24 protein-coding genes are annotated in these 22,021 nt (G+C 73.2%); 15 read left to right on the top strand and 9 right to left on the bottom strand.

The genetic code is table 11. From position 1 onward, the window contains the following. Window positions 1-20: 20 nt before the first annotated feature. Window positions 21-737 (bottom strand): winged helix-turn-helix transcriptional regulator, encoded by a 717-nt coding sequence (locus ABD811_RS37480; protein WP_344957297.1) that lies wholly within the window; start codon window positions 735-737, stop codon window positions 21-23. Between the two features lie 280 nt (window positions 738-1,017). Here ABD811_RS37480 and ABD811_RS37475 point away from each other — a divergent pair, with 280 nt between their 5' ends. From ABD811_RS37475 to ABD811_RS37435, 9 genes are all read left to right on the top strand, one after another. Then, window positions 1,018-1,278, top strand: coding sequence for a MoaD/ThiS family protein (locus tag ABD811_RS37475; protein ID WP_344957295.1), 261 nt, complete (start codon window positions 1,018-1,020; stop codon window positions 1,276-1,278). Between the two features lie 129 nt (window positions 1,279-1,407). Then, window positions 1,408-2,118: an LmeA family phospholipid-binding protein gene (locus ABD811_RS37470; protein WP_344957293.1), complete on the top strand. Its 711-nt coding sequence runs from the start codon at window positions 1,408-1,410 to the stop codon at window positions 2,116-2,118. 30 nt (window positions 2,119-2,148) lie between these two features. Continuing rightward, window positions 2,149-2,688 carry a sigma-70 family RNA polymerase sigma factor gene (locus tag ABD811_RS37465; protein WP_344957291.1) on the top strand — a complete coding sequence of 180 codons (540 nt, stop codon included), beginning with the start codon at window positions 2,149-2,151 and terminating at the stop codon, window positions 2,686-2,688. Further along, window positions 2,685-3,404, top strand: coding sequence for an anti-sigma factor family protein (locus ABD811_RS37460; RefSeq protein ID WP_344957289.1), 720 nt, complete (start codon window positions 2,685-2,687; stop codon window positions 3,402-3,404). Before ABD811_RS37465 ends, ABD811_RS37460 begins: the two co-directional genes overlap by 4 nt. A gap of 152 nt (window positions 3,405-3,556) precedes the next feature. Beyond that, window positions 3,557-3,871, top strand: a complete 315-nt coding sequence (locus ABD811_RS37455) for a TlpA family protein disulfide reductase (protein WP_344957287.1) — start codon at window positions 3,557-3,559, stop codon at window positions 3,869-3,871. A 311-nt stretch (window positions 3,872-4,182) separates the two neighbouring features. Further along, window positions 4,183-4,620 carry a DUF4395 domain-containing protein gene (locus tag ABD811_RS37450; protein WP_344957285.1) on the top strand — a complete coding sequence of 146 codons (438 nt, stop codon included), beginning with the start codon at window positions 4,183-4,185 and terminating at the stop codon, window positions 4,618-4,620. After that, window positions 4,617-5,456: a sulfurtransferase gene (locus ABD811_RS37445; RefSeq protein ID WP_344957283.1), complete on the top strand. Its 840-nt coding sequence runs from the start codon at window positions 4,617-4,619 to the stop codon at window positions 5,454-5,456. The genes ABD811_RS37450 and ABD811_RS37445 overlap by 4 nt, the downstream gene beginning before the upstream one ends. Before the next feature lie 98 nt (window positions 5,457-5,554). Then, window positions 5,555-5,866 carry a DUF1416 domain-containing protein gene (locus ABD811_RS37440; RefSeq protein WP_344957281.1) on the top strand — a complete coding sequence of 104 codons (312 nt, stop codon included), beginning with the start codon at window positions 5,555-5,557 and terminating at the stop codon, window positions 5,864-5,866. A gap of 125 nt (window positions 5,867-5,991) precedes the next feature. Next, window positions 5,992-7,254, top strand: a complete 1,263-nt coding sequence (locus ABD811_RS37435) for a hypothetical protein (protein ID WP_344957279.1) — start codon at window positions 5,992-5,994, stop codon at window positions 7,252-7,254. On the opposite strand, the gene ABD811_RS37430 is transcribed toward ABD811_RS37435, so the two are convergent. The 4 genes from ABD811_RS37430 to ABD811_RS37415 all read right to left on the bottom strand — a co-directional run bounded on the left by ABD811_RS37430 (window position 7,181) and on the right by ABD811_RS37415 (window position 9,746). After that, window positions 7,181-7,897, bottom strand: a complete 717-nt coding sequence (locus tag ABD811_RS37430) for a hypothetical protein (protein ID WP_344957277.1) — start codon at window positions 7,895-7,897, stop codon at window positions 7,181-7,183. The genes ABD811_RS37435 and ABD811_RS37430 overlap by 74 nt on opposite strands. Window positions 7,898-8,028: 131 nt before the next feature. Further along, window positions 8,029-8,625 carry a hypothetical protein gene (locus ABD811_RS37425; RefSeq protein ID WP_344957276.1) on the bottom strand — a complete coding sequence of 199 codons (597 nt, stop codon included), beginning with the start codon at window positions 8,623-8,625 and terminating at the stop codon, window positions 8,029-8,031. Next, window positions 8,622-9,170 (bottom strand): hypothetical protein, encoded by a 549-nt coding sequence (locus ABD811_RS37420; protein ID WP_344957274.1) that lies wholly within the window; start codon window positions 9,168-9,170, stop codon window positions 8,622-8,624. The genes ABD811_RS37425 and ABD811_RS37420 overlap by 4 nt, the downstream gene beginning before the upstream one ends. Window positions 9,171-9,305: 135 nt before the next feature. Further along, window positions 9,306-9,746 carry a YbaB/EbfC family nucleoid-associated protein gene (locus ABD811_RS37415; RefSeq protein ID WP_344957273.1) on the bottom strand — a complete coding sequence of 147 codons (441 nt, stop codon included), beginning with the start codon at window positions 9,744-9,746 and terminating at the stop codon, window positions 9,306-9,308. Window positions 9,747-10,976: 1,230 nt separating this feature from the next. Here ABD811_RS37415 and ABD811_RS37410 point away from each other — a divergent pair. Both ABD811_RS37410 and ABD811_RS37405 read left to right on the top strand, forming a co-directional pair. Then, window positions 10,977-11,813, top strand: coding sequence for a MinD/ParA family ATP-binding protein (locus ABD811_RS37410; protein ID WP_344957271.1), 837 nt, complete (start codon window positions 10,977-10,979; stop codon window positions 11,811-11,813). After that, the gene (locus ABD811_RS37405) at window positions 11,810-12,253 is read left to right on the top strand and encodes a hypothetical protein (protein WP_344957269.1); all 444 of its coding nucleotides are present in this window, start codon (window positions 11,810-11,812) and stop codon (window positions 12,251-12,253) included. The genes ABD811_RS37410 and ABD811_RS37405 overlap by 4 nt, the downstream gene beginning before the upstream one ends. 244 nt (window positions 12,254-12,497) lie before the next feature. On the opposite strand, the gene ABD811_RS37400 is transcribed toward ABD811_RS37405, so the two are convergent. Further along, window positions 12,498-13,283 (bottom strand): hypothetical protein, encoded by a 786-nt coding sequence (locus tag ABD811_RS37400; protein WP_344957267.1) that lies wholly within the window; start codon window positions 13,281-13,283, stop codon window positions 12,498-12,500. A gap of 203 nt (window positions 13,284-13,486) precedes the next feature. Next, entirely contained in the window at window positions 13,487-13,942 is a 456-nt protein-coding gene (locus tag ABD811_RS37395; protein WP_344957265.1) for a MarR family winged helix-turn-helix transcriptional regulator, read from the bottom strand. Between the two features lie 20 nt (window positions 13,943-13,962). On the opposite strand from ABD811_RS37395, the gene ABD811_RS37390 reads away from it, so the two are divergent. Both ABD811_RS37390 and ABD811_RS37385 read left to right on the top strand, forming a co-directional pair. Further along, complete coding sequence (locus tag ABD811_RS37390) at window positions 13,963-14,115, top strand: alpha/beta fold hydrolase family protein (protein WP_344957263.1); 153 nt, start codon at window positions 13,963-13,965, stop codon at window positions 14,113-14,115. A gap of 111 nt (window positions 14,116-14,226) precedes the next feature. Beyond that, window positions 14,227-14,685, top strand: a complete 459-nt coding sequence (locus tag ABD811_RS37385) for a hypothetical protein (protein ID WP_344957261.1) — start codon at window positions 14,227-14,229, stop codon at window positions 14,683-14,685. A 4-nt stretch (window positions 14,686-14,689) separates the two neighbouring features. On the opposite strand, the gene ABD811_RS37380 is transcribed toward ABD811_RS37385, so the two are convergent. After that, a complete protein-coding gene (locus tag ABD811_RS37380) occupies window positions 14,690-15,643 on the bottom strand; it encodes a DUF6177 family protein (RefSeq protein WP_344957259.1) in 954 nt (317 codons plus the stop codon). Window positions 15,644-15,754: 111 nt separating this feature from the next. On the opposite strand from ABD811_RS37380, the gene ABD811_RS37375 reads away from it, so the two are divergent. Together ABD811_RS37375 and ABD811_RS37370 are read left to right on the top strand one after the other, a co-directional pair. After that, complete coding sequence (locus ABD811_RS37375) at window positions 15,755-17,239, top strand: LCP family protein (RefSeq protein ID WP_344957257.1); 1,485 nt, start codon at window positions 15,755-15,757, stop codon at window positions 17,237-17,239. 238 nt (window positions 17,240-17,477) lie between these two features. Beyond that, window positions 17,478-18,608: a glycosyltransferase gene (locus ABD811_RS37370; RefSeq protein WP_344957255.1), complete on the top strand. Its 1,131-nt coding sequence runs from the start codon at window positions 17,478-17,480 to the stop codon at window positions 18,606-18,608. Window positions 18,609-18,615: 7 nt separating this feature from the next. Here the strand turns inward: ABD811_RS37370 and ABD811_RS37365 are convergent, their stop codons facing one another. Then, on the bottom strand, window positions 18,616-21,906 hold the full coding sequence (locus ABD811_RS37365; RefSeq protein ID WP_344957253.1) for a sialidase family protein: 3,291 nt from the start codon (window positions 21,904-21,906) through the stop codon (window positions 18,616-18,618). Window positions 21,907-22,021: the final 115 nt, after the last annotated feature.

The raw sequence follows: 22,021 nt of genomic DNA, 5'->3' as shown, positions 1-22,021 counted from the left end.
AGTGAGCTTGGGTGTGAGTCTCAGGAGGGGACCGGGGCGGCCTCTTCCTGCTCGCCCGGGCGGTGGTCGGGGACGAAGCGGTATCCGACGTTCCGGACCGTTCCGATCAGGGACTCGTACTCGGCGCCGAGCTTGGCGCGCAGCCGCCGGACGTGCACGTCCACCGTCCGCGTGCCGCCGAAGTAGTCGTACCCCCACACCTCCTGCAGGAGCTGGGCGCGCGTGAAGACCCGCCCAGGATGCTGGGCGAGGTACTTCAGCAGCTCGAACTCCTTGAAGGTCAGGTCGAGGACCCGGCCGCGCAGGCGCGCGGTGTAGGTGGCCTCGTCGATGGTCAGTTCCCCGCTGCGGATCTCCCCGGGCACGTCGTCGGCCTCGGCCGCCGCCGACGCCCGGCCCACCGCCAGCCGCAGCCGCGCCTCCACCTCGGCGGGGCCCGCCGACTGCAGCAGCACGTCGTCCAGCCCCCACTCGGGGCTCAGGGCGGCCAGGCCGCCCTCGGTGACGACCGCCAGCAGGGGGCAGTCGAGCCCGGTCGTCCGCAGCAGCCGGCACAGGCTCTTGGCCTGCACGAGGTCGCGGCGGGCGTCCACGAGCACCACGTCGGCCGGTGGAGCGTCGATCAGCGCGGACCCCTCCGCGGGGGCGACGCGCACCGAGTGCAACAGCAGCCCCAGTGCGGGCAGGACCTCGTCGGAGGGTTCCAACGCGTTGGTCAGCAGGAGCAGGTTGCTCAAGTGCCGCCTCCTCGCCCATAAAAACGATGAAGGATCCAGGCTTGCGTCCTCCGTCCGGCACCGGTCGCCGAACCGAAGGCGGGGTTGCCATGAAGGGTGTTCGCACGAACTCCACGGCCCCATCGCCCGGATCCCTATCCCCCGAGCATAGCCGAGCCGACTTTCGGGGCAACGGCCGGACGTCCGCCCACCCCGCCGGACCACATCCGGCCGCCGCAGTGGGAACATCGTCTGGGGACGCGTTCCTCTTTCCTCTGCGGACTCTCAGCGGCTGGTGACGATGGCCAAGGGAACGATCAGGTACTGGGCGGCGGCGAAGGCGGCGGCCGGGGTGGAGCAGGAGCCCTACGACGCGGCGACCCTGGCCGAGGCGCTCGACGCGGCGGCCGGACGGGACGCACGCGGCGCGGACTTCCGGCGCGTGCTCGCCCGCAGCTCGTTCCTCATCGACGGCGACCCCGTCGGCACCCGCCCCCACGACGCGGTGGCGCTGCCCGAGGGCGGTGTCGTCGAGGTCCTCCCGCCCTTCGCGGGCGGCTGACGCATAGCGCCGGGTTCGTACGGAGAGTTCCGCGATGTCATCCCGCAGGGCGACCCGGCGGAACATGGGCGAACGGCACTATCGTGAGGCGACCGTGCGGCCCGTACCTGCGAGGACCCGAGGAGAGGCATGCGCAAGCTACTGGTGGTGTTGATCTTCCTGGCCGTGGTGGTGGGCGTGCTCGGCGTCATCGCCGACCCGATCGCCCGCAACCGCGCCGAGGACGAGATCGGCAGGCAGGTGGCGGCGCAGTACAACCTGTCCACGCAGCCCGAGGTCACCTTCCACGGCTTCTCGTTCCTGCTGCAGGCCCTCCAGGGCGAGTACGAGGGCATCGACGTCGACCTCGGCCGCTGGACCGAGCAGGGCGTCACCGTGCACGACGTCAAGGTCGAGATGCGCGGGGTGGACGCGCCGCTGTCCGAGATCGCCAAGGGGTCGAGCGCCAACGTCACCGCGCGGACCGCGACGGCCTCGGCCGTGGTGCCCTACGACGTGATCAAGCAGCGGGCGCCCCGGGAGGTGCGGCGCATCGGCCAGCGTGGCGACGACCTCGAGGTGGACCTCGCGGGTTCGGTCGCGGGCATCCCGCTGTCGGGCAGCGCCGTGGTCGAGGTCAAGCCCACCTCCCGGGGGATCGCCATCACGCCGGTGTCGGTCGGCGCCGACGGCGGCGTGCAGGTGCCGCTGGCCCTGATGCGGCGGCAGCTCACCTGGACCGTGCCCGTCACCGACCTGCCCGTCGGGTCTCGGATCAGCCGGGTCGAGCCGACGCCGGGCGGCCTGCGCGTGGCCGCGACCGCCGAGAACGTGCGCCTCAACGACCTGCCGAACACCTGATCGCGGCCGATCTCCGGCCCGGTTGAACCGATGGGGGAGCCCGAACGTGATGCGGGTGTGGGTCCCACGGCGGATGAGGGGTTGCTGCGCGCCCTTTACAGCGAGCACGGTGGTCCCCTCCTCGGCTACGTGATGCGGCTGACCGGCGGGGACCGTCCCCAGGCGGAGGACGTCGTCCAGGAGACGCTGCTGCGCGCCTGGCGGCATCCGGAGGCGCTGGCGGGACGTCCCGTGCGGCCCTGGCTGTTCACGGTCGCGCGGAACCTGGTGGTGGACGCCCACCGCGCCCGCCGCGCGCGCCCGCCCGAGACCGGCATCGACGAGCAGGTCACGTCCACCCCGGGGTCGGACGACATCGACCGGGCGCTGGAGTCGTGGACGGTGGCCGAGGCCCTGGCCGACCTCAGCCCGTCGCACCGGGCCGTGCTCGTGGAGACCTACTACCGGGGCCGGTCGGTCGCCGAGGCGGCCAAGGCGCTCGGCGTCCCGCCCGGCACCGTCAAGTCCCGTACCTATTACGCGTTGCGGGCGCTCAAACTCGCATTGGAGGAGCGGGGGTTGGCGCCATGAACGAGTGCGCGCAGGTGCGCACGGCGCTCGGCGTGTACGTCGTCGGCGCGATCGACGCCGCCGAACGCAGCCGGCTGGAGGAGCATCTGGACGCCTGCCCGGCCTGCCGTGACGAGCTCGCCGGGCTGGCCGGGCTGCCCGCGCTGCTCGGACGGGTCGACGAGGCGCAGATCCGGCAGGTCGCGGGCCCGCCTCCCGAACTGCTCGACTCGCTGCTGGCCCGCGCCGCCGAACGACGGCGCACCCGCTGGTTCGGGGGCGGGGTGGGGAGGCTGCGGTGGGTGCCGCTGGCGGCGGCCGCGTGCGTGCTGCTCCTGGTGGGGATGCTGTTCGGCGGCCTGGTGCGGCCCTTCGGGGACGGCGGGCGTCCCACGGCCGAGCGGACGGTCACGGCCGCCCCCCAGCCGCAGGTGACCGCCGCGGAACGGCTGACCGCCTCCGACCCGCGTACACGCATCGACGCCTACGTGATGCTCTACAAGAGGAAGTGGGGCACCAAGGTCGAGCTGTACCTGTCCGGGGCTCCGCGCGGGGAACGTTGCAAGTGGTACGCGGTGGCCCGGGACGGGCAACGCGACCCCTTGGGCAGCTGGTACGTCGCCTACGGCAGGGGCTACGGCCGGTACGACGCGTCCACGATGTTCCAGCGCGACCAGATCTTCTCGTTCGAGATCGTCACGGTGCAGGGACGGCCGCTGCTGACCGTCCGGGGCTGACCGTCCCGGGTGATCGTCGTCCGGTGCCGTCGCGGAACGGAAGAACCGGGGCCGCGCAGCCGTTGTGCCAGGCGATGTCGATCGAAGGCGCCGCGGCGGTGTGCCCGGCGGCGGCGCGGCGGCGTCCTGCGCGGACGGAAAGGGGACGGCGGGTGGACGAGCGTCTCGGAGCCGGTGATCTGGGGGCCGAGCTGGGCGAACGCGCCACGCTGGTGCAGTTCTCGTCGGCGTTCTGCGCCCCCTGCCGGGCCACCCGGCGGATCCTGGGCGAGGTCGCGGCGATGGTCGACGGCGTCGCCCATGTCGAGATCGACGCCGAGAAGAATCTCGACCTGGTGCGCCGCCTGGGCGTCGTCCGCACGCCCACGGTGTTCGTCCTGAACGCCTCCGGACGGGTCGTGCGCTCGGCCGCCGGGCAGCCCCGCAAGGCCGACGTGATCGCCGCCCTCGGCGCCGCCGTCTCGTGAACGCCGCCGCGTCCGCCGCTCCGTCCGCCACTCCGGCTGTCGTGGGGGCGGCGCTGACCTGCGGCGAGGCGACTGTCACTGTCTCGAAAGCCGAGACGGATGTGACAGGGCGCCGATCGTCGGCTTACCATCGGTTCGTGCGTTACCGGACGGAGCAGCTGCTCACGAAGCGTCGCGCGGTCGACTTCTGCCGCGTGACCACCGCGCTCTGTCGTATGGCCTGAGGCATCGAGCCCGCTTTCCGCCCCGAGCTCCACTCGATCTCGTCGAACTCGCCGTACGCACGCCTCCTCTCCGCCAGGAGCACCCCGATGCAGGTACACCCGCGTGGGCAGCGTTGGGCCGCGGCCGTCACGACGGTGGTCCCCGGCGTGACACCGGCGACCGCAGGCCGGTGGCTGCTGGCCGCCCAGGCCGCGGTGTCCGCGATCGCGAGGGTCCTCGGCCCGCGTCGCGCCCGGTACGCGCCGCTCTTCCAGGTGCCGGCACGGCCCCGGCCGGGTGCGCCACGGGAACTGGAGTCCGCCGGTCCGCCTGGGTTCGCGCAGGGCGTAGGTCTGGTCCTCGCCCTGGTCGCGACCGCCGGGTACGCCACGGGGACGGGATGGCTCGGCAACGGTGCCGCCGACTTCGCGCCGGGTACGGCGTTCCTGAACGCGGCGTTCGGGTTCTGCCTCGGCTGCGAGATGTACATGCTGATCCGCCGTTCCACTAGCAAGATCCGCTCCGACAGGGAGGTTCCCGCATGAGCCGCTCCGACGTCCTCGTGGACGCCGACTGGGTGGAGGCCCACCTCGACGACCCCGGCCTGGTTCTGGTCGAGGTCGACGAGGACGTGTCCGCCTACGACAAGGGCCACATCCGCGGCGCCGTGAAGATCGACTGGAAGACCGAGCTGCAGGACCCGGTCCGCCGCGACTTCGTGGACAAGACCGGCTTCGAGCAGCTGCTGTCGGCCAAGGGCATCGCCAACGACGACCTGGTGATCCTGTACGGCGGCAACAACAACTGGTTCGCCGCCTACGCGTACTGGTACTTCAAGCTGTACGGCCACCAGAAGGTCCGGCTGCTGGACGGCGGCCGCAAGAAGTGGGAGCTGGACTCCCGCGAGCTGGTCACCGACGTGCCGTCGCGTCCGGCCACCGAGTACAAGGCCAAGGACCAGGACCTCGACATCCGCGCGTTCCGCGACGAGGTCGTCGACGCCATCGGCAGCAAGAACCTCATCGACGTCCGTTCGCCCGACGAGTTCAGCGGCAAGCTGCTGGCCCCGGCGCACCTGCCGCAGGAGCAGGCGCAGCGGGCCGGCCACGTGCCGACCGCGCGCAACATCCCCTGGTCGAAGGCGGCCAACGACGACGGCACCTTCAAGTCCGACGAGGAGCTGCGCGAGCTCTACACCGAGGCCGGGGTGGACCTGTCCAAGCCCACCATCGCCTACTGCCGCATCGGTGAGCGCTCGTCGCACACCTGGTTCGCCCTGCACGAGCTGCTGGGCCTGTCGGACGTGAAGAACTACGACGGGTCCTGGACCGAGTACGGCTCGCTGGTCGGCGTGCCGATCGAGCTCGGCGAGGCCAAGTAACACCCGACCGGTCGAGACCGAGGCCGCGACCGACGGCCGAGACCCGCCAAGCCGCCCGGCGGCCGTGCCCGCCGTGTCCCGGAGATGTGGAGGAACATATGACCACCCAGGGCTGCGCAGCGCCCGCGCAGACGGCGCATCTGCCCGCTACCGTCGACCTGTCCAACGAGGCCGTCATCCAGGGCAAGGTGACCCGTGACGGCGCCCCCGTGACCAGCGCCTACGCCCGGCTGCTGGACTCGACGGGCGAGTTCACCGCCGAGGTCGTCACCGGCGACGAGGGCGTGTTCCGCTTCTTCGCCGCCGACGGCGACTGGACCGTCCGCGTGCTGGCCGCGGGCGGCGTGAGCGTCGACACCGCCGTCACCGCCAAGACCGGCGAGGTCGCCGCCGTCGAGGTCTCCATCTGACCCGACGCCGGTCGCGAACGACGACAAGGACCCCGGCACCCCGTCACGCGGGCGCCGGGGTCCTTCGCGTCTCACGTCCTGCTGCCGCCCGGCTGCTCACCAGGCCTTTGTGTAACATTCGCGGAATGCCTGGACTGTCGGCGCGTTCGCCGCTCGTGCTGCCGTGGGCGACGCTCAGGCTCGCCGGGCGGTTCGCGCTGCCGCTGGCGCTGTGGTTCACCATGGGGGAGCTGCTGCGGTACGGGGTGATGTACGGCGGCTACCGCCTGGGTCACCTGAAGGGCGCCGCGGCCACGGTCGCGCCGCTGGTGACGGTCAGCCTGCTGGTCATGATCTCCCTGGCGGTCACGGTGGCGATGGTCCACTGCGTCCGGGAGGGCCTGGACGTGGTGCACGCCCGCGAACCCGGCGGCGACCTGACCCCGTGGGCCGTGGGCAACCGCGAGACGGCGATGGAGGCGCTGGGCCGCGCCGTCCTGCCGTTCATGGTGTTCTACCTGGGCTGGGGCCTGCACAGCCAGGACGCCCGCGAGTTCGTCGACATGGCGCAGAGCCGCGGCTTCGCCGAGGGCGGCATCACCGGGCAGATCGAGGGCCTCGGCATGCTCATCAGCCTCGAACGGCACCTGACGCTGGCGGTGGGCCTCACGGCCGGGTTCTTCGTACTGAAGGTGGCGTTCGAATGGCTGGCCCAGGACCGGCTGGCCGGCTCCGGCGCCGTTCTGCTGGCCTTCCTGGAGATCAATTTCGCGCTTTTCGGCATTTTCACCGTCGACCACCTGCGCGGCGAGGCGGGCGAGTGGATCACCGACCGGCGGGTGTGGGGCTGGGTCGAGCAGGCCGCCGGGGGCGGCCTGGACCTGTGGCCCTCGTTCAAGCACGCCGTGCTCGGCTCGCTGATCTGGCTGGTGATCGCCGGGGTGGTGCTGGGCCTGGACACCGGGGACGAGCGGGTCGTGCTCGGCCGCGGCGGCACGGCCCGGCGGCTGGCCCGCGCCGGCGACCTCGACCGGACCGGCAGCCCCCGGGAGATCGCCACCCGCGGCATCCGGGAGATGTGGCTGCCCGCCTGGTACGGGCTGCGGCTGGTGCGCCGGTCGGGCGTGGTGCCGTTCGGCCTGTTCTGCGTGCTGTTCGCGGGCCTGGACGTCGCCGAGCGGCTGGCCCGGCGGCAGATCTACGAACTGCTGGGCCCGCACTCGGCGGCCTGGTGGGTGCCCCGGCTCACGCTGATCGGCTTCGGCACGGCCCTGGTCTTCCAGATCCTGCGGATCTGCCTGCTGGCGGCCGCGTTCAACCTGGTCGTGGCCAGGGTCACGACGCGAACCGCAGCGAAGGCAGCGGCCCCTTCGGCTGGGACGTCGCCGACGGCCGCACCTCAAGCGTGACCGTCCCCGCCTTGGCGCGGGGCAGGACGCCCCTGACGGTGAGCAACGCGGTGGCGCCCGCGCGCGGCGGGGACGACGGCAGCGCCGTCGCGCTCCAGAACCGTCCTTCGGCGTCGCGCAGCCGGTAGGTCATCCCGTACGAGGTGACGGCCTTGGCGCCCGCCGGGGTGAGCGGCCTGATCGCCACCACCATCCGTACCTCCGCCACGTCCGGGTCCGGGTTGAGCGGCGCCTTGGCGACCGTCCGCCGGACGAACAGCCAGCGGGTGCCGGCGAGCGTGCCGACACCGCCCTTGGCCACCACGGTCGGCTTCTCGGGCCGCTCCAGCCGCTGCTGGATGTTGCGGGTGTCGTCCAGCCAGTGCAGCCCGACCAGGGCCGGCAGCAACGTCACCAGTGCCATCGCCTCAAGGAACCGCCGATCCCCGGGCCGCACCCGCCGCCGCGGCTCCTCCGCGTCCTCGGAGCCACCCGCGGCTTCGCCCTCCTGGCGCGTCGAATCGCCGGACGTTTGGTGCTCGCCTCGTTCCCGGCCGCCGGACGGCTGCGTGCCGCCCTCGTCCCGCTGCTCCGTCTCGCGCGCGAGCGGCTGAGCCGCCGACTGCGCCCTCTCGTTACGCGCCGTCCTGCTATAGCGCCCCACGGCAGGCACCCCAGGCGAGGCCCTGTCCGGCCGCTCGAACCAGGGATTGGAGCCGGCCGACCCGTGAGCATCGTGTTCGCCCGGAGTGCGCCGAGGCTGGTCGCCGGGATCTTGGGAGGGTGCCCGGTGGGTCATGATGCCGCCGTTCGCACGTCGTAGCCTTCGGAGGCGCGGCGGACGAGGTCGGTGGCGCGTGCCCGGGTCAGCCCCAGGTCGATCTCGGCGGCCGCGGACAGCTGCGGCAGTAGCCCGCCCTCCCCGACCACCAGCCGCGCACCTTCCAGCCGCCGCGACGGGAGCTCGAAGACGAACGCGGTCCTGTCCCAGATCAGCGGCTGGAACTCCGGGTCGAGCCCCAGCGACACCGACGGTCGCGGGTCCTTCCGGAAGATGTAGCCGCCGGGCGTCTCCAGCTGCGCCGTCTGCAGCCTCAGCGGCTCCCGCCGGCTCATCACCCGCGCGTGGACGATCAGGAACACTCCCTCGGTGCGCACCGGCGGCCTGCTGGGCGAGGAGGACGCCAGCGAACGGGCGGCGGCCACCCGCTGCACCTGCACGCTGAACTCCGGGTTGGTGACGACCTGGCCGATCCGGCCGGTGTCGCGAATCGGGGCCAGTTGCCGCGACTCCACCTCCGGCGTCAGGTCGTACAACCACATCGCCGCGGCGAGCAGGGCGGTGCCCACGAGCGCGGCGCCGCCCTGGACGAACAGCCTGCCCGCGTTCATGACGGCGCCACCGGCAGGGTGAGCCGTCCGGCCAGCCCCGCGTCGTCCTCCAGCTCCACCCGCCACCGGAACGAGGTGTCGGTGAACCCGGTGCCGAACTCCCATTTGCGCAGGCCCACGGTGAACGCGGCGGGCGCCTCGCGCGGTCCGAGCGGCCACCGCGCCGCCGCCTCCACGGGCAGGCCCGGCTGGACGACGGCGGTGGCCGAGCCCGCGGCGGTGCCCTCCACGTCCTCGGGCTTCACCCACTTGCCGTTCGCCGCACGGGCCGCCACGCCCTGGCCGAACCCGCTGAGCCCCAGGGAAGCCGTCTCCTTGCCCTTGTTCACCACCCGCAGCCGCACTTCCAGGCGCCGCTGCGGCGCGTTCCCGAACGGCGGCCTGACGTTCACGATCCGCGCGTCCCGCACGGTGACGTCGAACCACCCCTGGTCGATCGGCCTCCCCGGTGCCTTGACCGGTTCCTGCGGCGTCTCCCGGAGCCCGCCGGTCAGCCACAACACCGACACCAGGACCGCCGCCGCACCCGCCGCCGACAAGGGCACGAGCCATCTCGGCCGCGTGGGCGGCGTTGTCGACGTGGAGGCTCGCACGCGCCAGATGCTAATCCCGGCTTCCGACAACCGACAGGCCGCGGCCCGTCACCGCCCGGTCCTAGGCGGCCTCGCGCACCGCCGTGCTCAGCGGTTGCCGCCGATCTTGGCCAGGGTGTCGTTGATGGCCTGAGTGATCAGCTCCATCTGCCGGAGGCTCTGGTTCTGGATGTCCTCGGCCTGCTCACCCGGGTCCGCCTCCCGCTGGGCCGCCCCGGCGGTCGCCGCCTTGGCGCGCAGGTCCTCCAGCGCGGCGTTGACCGCCACCACCAGCTGCTCACCCAGCTCCTGGGGGGACATCCGCATGGCCTTCTGATCCAGGTCCACGCTCTTGACGCGGCCCCCTGCCTCGGCGGTCACCTTGATCCTGCCGTCGGCCGCCTCGCCGACCCCCTCCAGCGTGTCGCCGTCCGCGGCCTTGGCGCTCTTCGCGGGACGGGGCGCCGTGTCACCCTGCCGCATCGACTCCAGGGTCTTGCGCGCCTCGGTCAGCATCCGTTCGAGCTCCGCGCCCGAGAACTCCGCCACCCTTGTCACCCTCCAAGATCGAATCCCGTCCGCCAAAGGAGCATATGACGCCGCATGGTCGGATACGGGGGCATTCATTGGACGATTAGTGGAGGTGCACGCCACGCGGGCCGACCGTACCGTCCGCGCCGCTCCGAACGCCGCAGGGCACCACGACGGCAGTCGGAGTTTCGTAGGCTTGCGGTGACGAAGGGGAGGCAGGTGTCCGACTCGAGCTGGCAGCAGATCGTCCTGCGCGAATTGGGAATGCCCCGGCGCGGACTCGCGACCCTCGCCCCAGAGCCGGACAACCCCCCGCAAGGATCAAAACCCCACCCCACCCCGACGGCAAAGCCGAACAAGCCCGCCCACCCGACCCCAAAGGCACCACAGCCGGCCGCCCCAGACAGTGCTCCACAGAGGCCAGCGCCCCACCCCTCGCCGATGGCGCAGCCGAACGAGCAGGCGCCCGCGCCCCCGAAGGGCCAGCCCGCACCAGCGCAGCCGCCCGCCCCGGACAGCGCACCGCATGGGCCAGCGCCCCATCCCACTTCGGTGGCGAAGCCTGGGGAGCCGGTGCCTCCGTCCCCAAAGATGGCGCAGCCGGGCCACCTGGCCTCAAAGGCACAACCGACGTCGGCGCAACCGTCCGAGCCGGATAGTGCTCCACAGGGGCCAGTGCCCCCCTCCACTCCGGTGGCGCAGCCGGGTGAGCCGGTGCGTCCGACCCCAAAGGCACCGCAGCCGACGTCGGCGCAGCCGCCCGCCCCGGACAGTGCTCCACAGAGGCCAGCGCCCCACCCCTCGCCGGTGGCGCAGCCGAGCGAGCAGGTGCACGCGTCCCCGAAGGGGCAGCCCGCACCAGCGCGCCCGCCCGCCCCGGACAGTGCTCCGCATGGGCCAGCGCCCCATCCCACTGCGGTGGCGCAGTCTGGGGAGTCGGTGCGTCCGCCCTCGAAGGTGCCGCAGACTGCGCCGACGCCGAACCGCGAAGCGAGCGGTGCTTCGCAGGGATCGGCCGTCAATCCCGCTCCAGTGGCGCAGCCGGGCCAGCCGGTGCGTTCGGCGCCGCCGATGGCGCAGCCGACGTCGGCGCGGCCGCCGGAATCGGACAGTGCTTCGCAGGGGGCGGTGGCCAAGCCCGCTGCTGGCGAGCGGGGGTTGCTGCGGCATGGTGACGGGGGGATCGGCGATGAGCTGGGGCGTAAATCGCATCATGGTGACCCGCTGCTCGTGCGGATGGGGCGGGGTGTGCGCAAGGTCGTCGGCGGCTCCGGAGCGTCCGACGGTCAGGCTCAGGTCGCGATCGCGGAGATGCTGCGGCGTCCGGTGCCCGGTCTCCGGCGGCTCACGGTGGTCAGTGTGCGCGGCGGGGCGGGGAAGACCACCATGGCGGCGCTGCTGGCGACCGAGCTGTCGTGGTATCGCGCCGACCGCGTGCTGGCCGTGGACGCCGACGCCGAGCTGGGCTCGCTGCCGCTGCGGCTCGGAGTGCAGGCCGAACGCTCGCTTTTCGACCTGGTCGAACGTCGGCCCCGTTCGTTCGAGGAAGCCGCGCCGTACCTCACGCGCGCAGGCGAACGGCTGTGGGTGCTGTCGGCCACCCGTGGCGGGCGCATCGCGGAGCAGTTCACCCTCGACGCCTTCGAGACCGCGCTCGGCACCGTCGGCGGTCATTTCGCCGCCGCGGTCGTCGACTGCGGCGCGGGCATCCTCACCGACCTGCACCAGGGCATCCTCGCGGGCACGCACGGCCTCGTCCTGGTCACGCCGGGCACGGTGGACGGCGCACTGAGCGCCCGTGGCGCGCTGGAGTGGTTCCGTAACAACGGCCGGCGCGAGCTGCTGCAACGCACCGTCGTGGCGACGGTGACGCACGCGCCGCAGGCGAGCGCCGACCTGGAGCGCGCCGAGCAGATGCTCAGCCAGTGGCAGCTGCCCGTGGTGCACGTGCCGTACGACCGGCATCTGGCGGTCGGCGGCGCGTTCGACGCGGGCAAGCTGGCCGGGGACACCGGGACGGCCGTCGGCCGCATCGCCTACGAGGTGTTCGCCCGTTCGATCGGCGCGCCGGGGGTGGGCGGATGAGCTGCGACCTGGTCGCCGTGGTGCGCCGTCCGCCGGACGTGCGGGCGGTCGTCGACGGGCTGATCGCCATGGGGTTGCCGCTGGAGGTCCGTGGCGGCGAGCCCGCGGCCACCCGGCTGTACGACCTCGCGGGTCAGCTGCTCGTGTCCATTGAGGCGCCGGTGCCGGTGGCCGTTCCCGGGGAGATCCGGCGGCTGCTGGGCGCGGAGTTCACCGAACGGCTGGCGTCCTCGGACCAGGTCTGGTGGGTGGACGTCCGCGCGGCCGCCGACGTGCCGGAGGGCCCGCAGGTGGCCCGCCGCTTCGCCGACGCCCTGGTGCGCTGGCTCGGCGGCGCGGTCCACCCCGACGGCGAGTCCGACGGTCCGCCGCTGAGCTGGCGCGCGACCGAGGCGGCGGCCGAGGCGGCAGGCGCCGGCGGGTCCGCCGCTACCGGCTGAGGCCGGCGTCACCGGCCCGCCGCCCGGACTGGTGGCGTCAGCATGCGGCTCGGGTTCGGACGACGGACGCGCAACGATCGGTTTCCCTGGCGGGTTCGAGTGGTGGCGCAGTTGAGCCGCAGCCGTGTAGAGAAACGGCGGCGTTGAAGTGTGGGCGGGCCCAGGGGGCGCACAGGGCCTCAGCTCGTGGGGCTGTTATGGCGAAGGGCCGTACCGGGGGCGGTACGGCCCTGTGGGGGTCTCGTCAGCTGCTGAAGCGCAGGGCGTTGGTCACTTCGACGCCGAGTTCGCCCGCCGTGTTGTAGACGGAGCCGGTCCGGTCGCCGACGGCGCCGCCGCGTGCCCAGTACGACTGGGCGTAGATGATCGAGGAGTTCAGCGTCCAGGCGCGGGTCCACTGGCTGGGCTCCTGGGAGAGCTGCGGCATTCCGCTGGTGTTGGACGGCTTGAGCAGGCGGGGCCAGCCCTCGGAGTAGACGGCCCGGCTGAGGCCGTTGGCGTCGGACGAGCTGCCCACGTTCACGACCGAGATGACGGTGACGATGCTGCGCGACGGGTTCGCGTACACCGCCGAGTACATCTGGCCCGTGCACGGGTAGAGGCGCAGCCGCTCCAGCATGGTGGAGTTGGCCCGCGCGGTGCACGAGTCGACACGCGTCCCGACCTGCGTGAACGTGTTGCCGCGCGCGGTGCGGATCGTCGACTTGAGCACGCCCTGCGGGTCGATTCCGCCGGTGCCGGTCGTCGGGGTGCTGTAGGGCGAGTACGACGGCGTCGCCGTTCGGGACACGGCGAGCGGGGGCGTGGGGTCGTCATCGTCGTCTCCGCCGTTCGCGAGCACGACGACGACGCCGACGATCAGAACGAGTACCAGGAGCCCGCCGCCGAGAAGCAGGGCGATGATGACACCGCCGCCACCGTCGCTCTTGGGCGGCGGAAGCGGGTTTCCGGGCACTCCGGGACCGAACGGCGGCCCCTGCTGGGGCCCCGGCGGGTAGCCCGGCTGCCCGGGCCATTGAGGCGGCTGCATGGTCCCTCCGAACAGGTCGAACGGTGAGGTTTCAGCGAGACGTGGACGGCGCGGTGGTCATCAGACGGCCCGTTCGGTCCTGATTGTCGCTGTTTCGGCCATCTCTTTCGATGCCGTCGAGGCGGCCGATGTTCATGTGACGCATCGTCGTCCGCGGCCGTTCCCTCGTGCCGGAAGAAACGCGGGGACGTCGTTCGCGCCGGTCAGCGGCCGGAGTGGTGGGCCAGCAGCGCCGACAGCAGCCGTACCAGTTCGCCGCGTTCGGCGGGGGAGAGCGGGGCGAGCAGGTCGTCCTGTATCTGGGCGAGGACCTGGTCGAGGCGGTGCAGGTGGCGCGTCCCCTCGGGGGTGATGGTGATGACGTTGCGGCGCCGGTCGGCGGGGTCGGGGGAGCGGCGCACCAGGTCCTGGTCGGACAGCTCGTTCAGCATGGCGACGACGTCGCTGCGGTCGATGCCGGTGCGGCGGCCGAGTGCCGCCTGGCTGGCGGGGCCGAACTCCTCCAGGGCGGCCAGCAGCCGGTAGTGGTAGCCGCGGGCGCCGGCGGCGGCCATGCTCTCGGCGACCAGCCGGTGGGAGTGCAGCGAGACCTGGTTGATCAGCCAGCTCGGCGCGTCCTTCAGGCGGGCGGGGGTGCCGTCGTCGGCCGTGGCGTTCATGCCGTCAGTCTACCCAGTCGTTGGTCATCCCCACGATTTCTCGCCGGTTCGCCGAGCGCAGGTACGACGTCGTCCACTGGACGGAGTTCGACCGCGGCGGCCACTTCCCGGCCATGGAGGTCCCCGGCCCGTACGTCGAAGACGTCCGCGCGTTCTTCCGCGGGCTCCACTGAAACGGCCCGGCCCGTTCGTGGCCGGACGTGGCCGGACGGCGCGTCCGGCCTGGTCAGGGCGTGAGCGGAGGGTGATGACGTGTGCACCGGGCGGCAGTAGCATGCCGGGGCATGCCAGAGAAAAAGATGAATGGCGGATTCGTCGCCTGTCTCATCCTCGGCGTGCTCGCGCTCATCACCGCCGTGGGCGTCCAGTTCCTGAACATCGTCACCGCCGGGGACGACTCGCGTGATCCCCGGCAGATGGCCGAGCTGGGGAACTTCACCATCGTGTGCGCGATCACCGGGGTCGGCATGATCCTCGCCGGTGTCGGGCTCCAGCTGGGCGGCCTCGCCAAGGGCCCGGAGCACGCCGCCGCGCCGGGGCGGGCGGCGGCCTACCCGCAGTTCCCGCAGCAGCAGCAGTACGCCCAGCAGCAGCCGCAGTATTACCCGCAGCAGGGAGCCGCCGTTCCGCAGGCGCAGGCCCAGCACGCCCCGCAGGCTCAGTACCAGCAGCCGTCGCCGCAGCAGGGGCAGTCGCCGCAGCAGTCCCAGCAGCAGGGGCAGTCGCAGCAGCCGGAGAGCTGACGCGTCATGACGGCTGGGCGGACCGCAGGTGCCGCATGACCTCGCGGTGGCGTCGCCAGCCGTCGGGGGAGCGGCCGTCACCGAGCGGGAAGAGGGTGACCGGGGCGCCCGGCGGGCCGATCTGCCGGCCGGGGATGCCTGGCGGGCCCGTCACGGTGCCGGTGACGGCCAGCGCGACCGGAGCGGGGCTGCCCGTCCAGCGCGGTTCGGCGGTCAGGTCGGCGCGGCCCGGGACGAGCTGGGCCAGCAGGGAGGTCACCGGCTGCTCGGCGGCCAGCGCGCCGATCAGGGACGGCAGGTGCCGCAGCGGCGGCGGGTCGTCGGCGGTGTAGCCGACGGTCACGGTGGTCACCTCGGTCGTCGCGCCCGTGCCCGCCGCGGTGAACTCGCACACCGCCTGGGCCGGACGCGGGCCGTCGCCGATGACGACGAGCCGGGCCGAGGCGCGGCCGCGGGCGTACTCGGTGAACCGGTCGGGCTCCCAGGAGTGCGCCAGGGGTTCGGCGGCGCCCCACCCGGCCGGTGGCCGGCCGGTCAGCAGCCGCAGGAGATGGTCGGCGGCGCCGCCGAGGGTCTCGTCGCCGGGGCCGTGCTGCGAACGGTAGACCAGCGCGAGCTGCGCGCCGATCGGGGCGGTGGGACGGGTGGTGAAGCCCGGCGCGTAGTCGCGGGCCTCGGGCACGGGGACGAACGTCGCGCCGTCCCACTGCAGCGGCCGTCCGGTCAGGCCCTCGTAGTAGCCGTCGCCGTCGCGCACCACCCACTGCGCCGTCCGGCCGGCCACGACCGAGCGCAGCGGCAGCGACAGCCGCGTGTCGATCGGGGTGACGAGCTGCAGCGTGCGCCCGGAGGCGGCGCAGTCGTCCAGGGATTCGGCCAGCCAGGCGTGCAGCGCCACGAGGGGACGGTCCTGCAGTACGACCATCGCCTGGTCGGTCAGGGCGTCCACGATGCTCATCCTCACCGGAGTCTAGTCGTCCCGTAGCGCCCGGTAGTGGCCGGAGCCGGCGGGCCGCGACTTTGCCGTGAACCGGGTGGCGGCTGTCCCCTGTGTGCTGAAATGTTACGGATGCAGCGATTGGCGGCGCCCCCGCGCGTGTACTTCGACAACGGCGCGGCCCCGCCCCCGGAACCGGGGCGGAGCCGCCGTTGGCGCGTGCTGGGCTGGGTCTCCATCGCGCTGTCGGCGCTGCTGGTGGTCGGCAGCCTGACCGCCTACGGCTTCTGGCGCCGGCTGGACGGGCAGATCACCCGCGAGAACGTCGACGACAAGCTGGGCGAGAACCGTCCGGCCAAGCTCAACAACTCCATCAACATCCTGCTGATGGGCTCGGACAGCCGCCAGGGCGAGAACGCCCGGTACGGCACCGAGGAGGGCGAGCGCTCCGACACCACGATCCTGCTGCACATCTCCCCGGGCGGCGACCGGGCCATCGGCCTCAGCTTCCCGCGCGACACGATGGTGCAGCGCCCCTCGTGCAAGACGCGCAACGGCGGCACGCAGCCCGGCGGCCTCAGCATGCTGAACGCGGCGTACTCGATCGGCGGCCCGTCCTGCACCTGGAAGACCATCGAGGCCATCACCGACATCCGCATCGACCACTACGTCGAGGTCGACTTCACCGGCTTCAAGCGGGTGGTGGACGCCCTGGACGGCGTGGAGATCTGCGTGCCCAAGGCCGTCAACGACCCCAAGGCCGAGCTGTACCTGCGCGCGGGCAAGCAGACCGTCAACGGCGACCAGGCCCTCGGCTACGTGCGCACCCGCACCGGCGGCCTCGGCGACGGCTCGGACCTGTCGCGCATCAAGCGCCAGCAGCAGTTCATGGCCTCGGTCGTCAACAAGGCCACCAGCCAGGGCATGCTCACCGACCCGGGCAAGGTGTACGGGTTCCTGTCGGCCGTCACCAAGTCGATGAAGACCGACAACCGGCTGACGCTGTCGGTGATGCAGCGGCTGGCGGGCAGCATGCAGGGCCTCAGCGCCGGCAAGGTGCGGTTCGTCACCGTCCCGGTGCAGGCGTATCCGGCCGACCCCAACCGCGTGCAGTTCAACAACGCGCTGGCCCGGCCGCTGTTCAAGGCGATCCGCCAGGACAACGAGGTCCCCCAGAACAACCCCGGGCCCAAGCCCCCGGCCGCGGGTCAGGCGGGCGGACGGCCCGGCGGGGCCCGGCCGGGCCCCGCGCAGCCGCCCGTCCCCCCGAACCAGGTGAAGGTCGCCGTCTACAACGGGACGCCCACCGACGGGCTCGGCCAGCGCGTCGCCGACCAGCTCGCCGAGAAGAACTTCCAGGTCGTCAGCGTCGGCAACACCAAGGCCAAGTCCACCGCCCGCACGCAGATCCTCTACGGCGCCGGCGCCGAACGGCACGCCGCCGCGCTCGCCGCCGTGCTGCCCGGACGTCAGCCGCGCCCGTCCGCGACGGCCAGACCTGGCCAGGTGTACCTGGTAATCGGACGGGACGGGGCGAACGTCGCGGGGGCGGCCCGCCAGGTGCCCAAGGTGGCCGGGGAGATCCGCGCCGACCAGGACGTTTGCGCCCAGACATGACCGCGCGCGCAGCTCGCGGGGCAGGCGCGGGAAATGTTACAAGGGGGTGAATACAGCGAGGAACGCGAACAACCGGTCGATGGTCCGTCCGGCTCCGCTGTATCTTGGCGACGCTCACGAACCTTTCACCTACCTTTGGCAATGAACCAGCTGGACGTGACGGCTCCCCGCCCGTGACGACCGCGGGGCCGCGTGCGGCCCCACCGCACAACGGCCCGCTCCCGGGAATGGACAGTTCTTGAAGGCCGACATCCCCCCCGAACCCTTCGCCCTCCTGATGACCGTCTACGGCGGTGACCGGGAGGAGTATGTCCGGGACGCCTTCCGCAGCGCCGTGCACGACCAGACCGTCCGGCCCGACCAGGTCGTCCTCGTCCAGGACGGCCCCGTCTCGCCCGAACTGGAGTTCTGCCTGCGCGGGCTGATCGCCGCCAGCCCGGTCGAGGTGACGTTCGTGCAGCTCCAGCGCAACCGCGGCCTCGGCCCCGCACTGGACGCCGGGCTGCAGGCCAGCCGGTTCGACATCGTGGCGCGCATGGACGCCGACGACGTGGCCATGCCGCACCGCTTCCAGATGCAGGTGCCGCTGGTGCGCGCCGGGGCCGACCTGGTGGGCGCCGGGCTGCTGGAGTTCGGCTCCGGCATCGACGACGTGGTGGGCCGCCGCATCCCGCCGAGCGACCCCTACGACATCGCCCGCTACTCGCGCCTGCACGACCCGTTCAACCATCCGACCGTCGTGTACCGGCGCAGCGCGGTCATCGCCGTCGGCGGCTACGGCGACCTGCCGCTGATGGAGGACTACTGGCTGTTCGTCCGCATGATCGCCAACGGCGCGCGCGCGGTGAACATCGCCGAACCCCTGGTGTACTACCGCGTCGGCGACGGCGCGTACGAGCGGCGCGGCGGCCGTGAACTGCTGCGCTCGGAACTTCGCCTGCAGCGCGAGATGTACCGCGAGGGCTTCATCACCCGCATGCAGTACTGGCGCAACGTCATCATCCGAGGCGGCTACCGCCTGACGCCCACACTGATCCGCCGCCCCGTCTACCGGCTGATCGTCGCCCCCTACGGCGCCCGCCGCAACCGCAACCGCGACGCGCCCGATACGCTGCCGGCCCCGCAGCAGCAGGCCCCGGTCGCGCAACCGGAGCCCGCGGCCCCGCAGCCGCAGGTCCCGGCCCCCGCCCCGGTCCCTGAGCCGCAGCAGGTTCCGGCTCCCGCTCCGGCCTCTGAGCCGCAGCAGGTTCCGGCTCCGGCTCCGCAGCCGCGGGGCGCGGCCGTGCGGCCGAAGCCGGCTTCCCGATACGTCCCGCGCCACGCCCGCGACCAGCGCGACGCGGTCGCGGGCGGCGGAAGCGAGGGCTGACCGGCCGTCAGGGGACCGGGCGCGTCCACAGGATCGGCTGGTCGTCGTTCTGGTCGGCGGTGCGGCCCACTCCCAGCAGCTTGCCCTTGAACGCGGCGAGCCCGGTGACCTGCTGCTCGCCGTCGCCCGCCAGGCCCTTGCCGCCGGGCTTCTGCGACGTCCAGGACGAGCCGTTCGCCGACGTCCACGACACCACGTCCGCGGCCCCCGGGTCGCCGGTGGTGCCGGTGGCGGCGAAGCCCTTGCCGGCCGACGACAGCGAGGTCATGGTGACCTTGGCGTCGCCGCCCGGCGCCTGCAGCGGCTGCCAGGTCTTGCCGCCGTCGGACGAGACGTACCCCAGCCACACCAGGCCCTGCCCCGTCGCGGCGATCCCGGCGGCCACCAGCGTGTTGCCGTTGGACGCGACGTGCGTGAGGTGCCCCTCCTTCGTGCCGCCCGGCAGCGACAGCAGCTGGAGCGTCCACTGCTTGCCGTCCGTCGACGACCACACGCCGGGACGGTTGCCCGCCTTCGGGTCGCGGACACCGCCGACGGCGGCGTACCCGAACGAGCCGCCGGTCACGTCCAGGATCCACCGGGTGTCGCCGTTTCGGCTGTTCAGCGCGCCGTTCGGGCCGGCGTTGGCGCCCGCGTCGCGCCCGCGCTCCCAGTTCTTCAGGTCGGCGGAGAACCAGGCGGCGGCCGACGTGCCGTCGGTGCCGACGACCACGTAGCCGGCCTGGCCGGACGCCGCCGCGCTGGTCGTCGGCACCGCCCGGGAGCTGCCGCGGAACGCGGCGGCGGTGTCGACGGCCTGCCAGGTGGTCCCGTCGGCGGAGGTGACGACCAGCGGCCGCCGCGGCGCGACCTGGTCGTAGCCCACGGCCAGCCAGCCGGACCCGCCCGAGGTCACGTCCAGGAGCTGCTGCGAGCCCGGACGGGTGAAGGCGGCGCCGAGCCCCTGGGCGGGCTGCCAGGTGCCGCCGTCCTGGGACGTCCACACGGCCGCGTCGCCCGCCGCGCTGCCCACGGCGACCGCGCGGTCGCCGGTCGCGCCGACCGCGATGACCGAGTGGTCGGAGCGGACCGCGCCGGGCACCTTGGCCAGGTCGACGGGGAGCTGGCGGCCGCCGCCGTCCCACACGCCCAGCAGCGGGTCGGCGTCGCCGCCGCCCGGCTCGGTGCCGACGAGGACGGTCTGCTCCCCGGCCAGCGCCGCGTCGTTGATCTCACGGCCCGGCTGGGCGGCCAGCACCCCGGTGTCGCGCCAGCTGCGGCCGTCGGCGCTGCGCGACAGCAGCACGTCGCGGCCGCGCGTGACGACGGCGGCGAAGCCCTTGTCGTCGCCGAGCAGCTGCGTGGTCACCCGGTAGCCGGACGTCTTCAGCGTGCCCGCCTGGGTCCACGAACCGCCGTCCTTGGAGACGAACGCCTGGCCGTGGGCGGAACCGCCGGCGCCGAGCTCGCGCACCGCGACGAACCCGGCGGGGCCGCCGCCGATGATCAGGCCGCGCGAGCCCTTGGGCACCGGGACCTCCGAGTTGGTCCAGGTGCGGCCGCCGTCCTGCGAGCGCCACACCCTCCGGTACGCGCCCTGGCGGCCCTTCTGCGGGGTGACCAGGGCCTCCATGAGGATGACGTCGCCGCTGGCGGCGGCCGTGACGAGCTGCAGCCTGGCGTCGCGGACCTGCAGGCCGATCTGGTCGCCCGAGCGCGGCTCCCAGCGGCGGCCGTCGCCCGACAGCCAGACGGCCGGGACCGAGTCGCTGAAGTCGCCCTTGGCGGAGGTCTCGCCGACGGCCAGGAAGCGGTCGCCCGCCGCCACGATCCGGTTGACCCGGGTGTTGCCGCCGAACACGTCGCCGACCGCGTCGGGCTGGCGCTGCCAGTCCCGCCCGTTCTCGCTGGTCCACACCGCGCCGCCGCCCACGCGCGAGCCGATGGCCACCCAGCCGCGCGACGAGCCGCCCACAGCGGCCGGGACGTCGCCGACGCGGGGGGCGGTGTCGTCGGCGCCGCGCACCGCGGCGGGCCCGAACGTGCGGCCGCCGTCGGTGGAGACCAGGAACATGCCGCGCGAGCCGCGCGGGCCGGTCTCGCCGCCCACCGCGACCACGGTGGAGCCGGACGCCGCGACACCGGTGATGTCCTGGTCGTACCCGTCGGTGCGGGCGGTGGCGTCCACCGGGAACACCGAACGGGCGAGCTGGGCTCCGGGGCCGCCGCCCTCGTCGTCCCCGCCGAGGTTGGACACGACCACGAAGCCCCCGGCGACCAGCGCGGCGGCGGCGAGCCCGGCGCCGGCGATGAGCGCGATGCGCTTGCCGAGCTTGCCGGAACCGCGCTTCTTCTTGCCGCTGGGCGCGGTGCGCCACGGCTCGTCGATCTGCGGCGGCGGCGCCACGGGTTGGGGCGCGGGCCCCATGTCGAACCGGGTGTCCGACAGGCCGGGCGGGTTCGGGTCGTGGCCGGGGATCTCCTGCGCGTAGGGGAACGGCGTCGGCTGCGGCTTGTTGTCGGGGATGTCCTGCGGAAACGGGAACGGCGCCGGGGGCTGCCGGTGGTCGGACGGCGGCGCCGGAGGCTGGTACGGCGCCGGTGCCGGTGCCGGTCCGGGGGCGGGCAGCGCGGACGACGCGTCCGGGATCTGCTGGGCGTAGGGGAACGGTTCGGGTGCGGGCGGGGCCGGTGGCTGGGGCGTGGCGGTCGGCGCGGCCAGCGGGGTTCCCGGGATCTGCTGCGCGTAGGGGAACGGCGCGGCCGCGGCCTCGTCCGGCGCCTCCTGCTGCGGCCCGGGCGCGGGCTGCCGCGGGAGCGGAAGCTGCTCGGTCGGCTCCTCCTTCGACAGCCGCGGGCCGTGGTCGACGCGGGTGCGCTCCAGGTCGTCGTCGTCCTCGTCCTCGTCGGTGGCCTGGTCGGCGGCCTCGCTCTTGGACGGAAGCCACGGGGACAGGTCGGTGACGGTCTCATCGGGCGACGGCTGGGGAGCCGGCGGCGACGCGGCGGCGGCCTTGGCGGGGTACACGTCGGTACGGGTGGCGTCGGCGTCGTTCTCGTCGCCGCCGTCCTGCCCGGCGCCGCGGTCGACCCGGGTGACCTCGCTGTCGAAACGCGTGGTCTCCGCGTCGTTGCCGTCGGTGTCGTTGTCGCCGGTGTCGAACGGTGGCGGGGGCGCCTCCGGCAGCAGGGGCGCGTCGGCCTGCGAATCGGCCTCGGTAAGCCACCGCGGCGGGGGCGGGACCGCCGCGTCCTGCGGGGTCGACGCCTGCTGCTGGTCGCGGCCCGGCTCGTCGTCCGGGGTCCTGGGTGCGGTCACGCCCGTCTCCAGTGATCGTGTGACGCCCGACTGTGCGCGCCTCAAAGTATGCGCGTTCGATGGCCCATCAAAGGTTCGCCACGGATCATATCGGCGGCGCCGCGTGAAACGGTCT

This window comes from Actinomadura miaoliensis (assembly GCF_039536785.1).
Taxonomy (GTDB): Bacteria; Actinomycetota; Actinomycetes; order Streptosporangiales; family Streptosporangiaceae; genus Spirillospora; species Spirillospora miaoliensis.
Note: the sequence above shows the minus strand (reverse complement) of the source record. Positions and strands in the feature narration are given on the sequence as shown.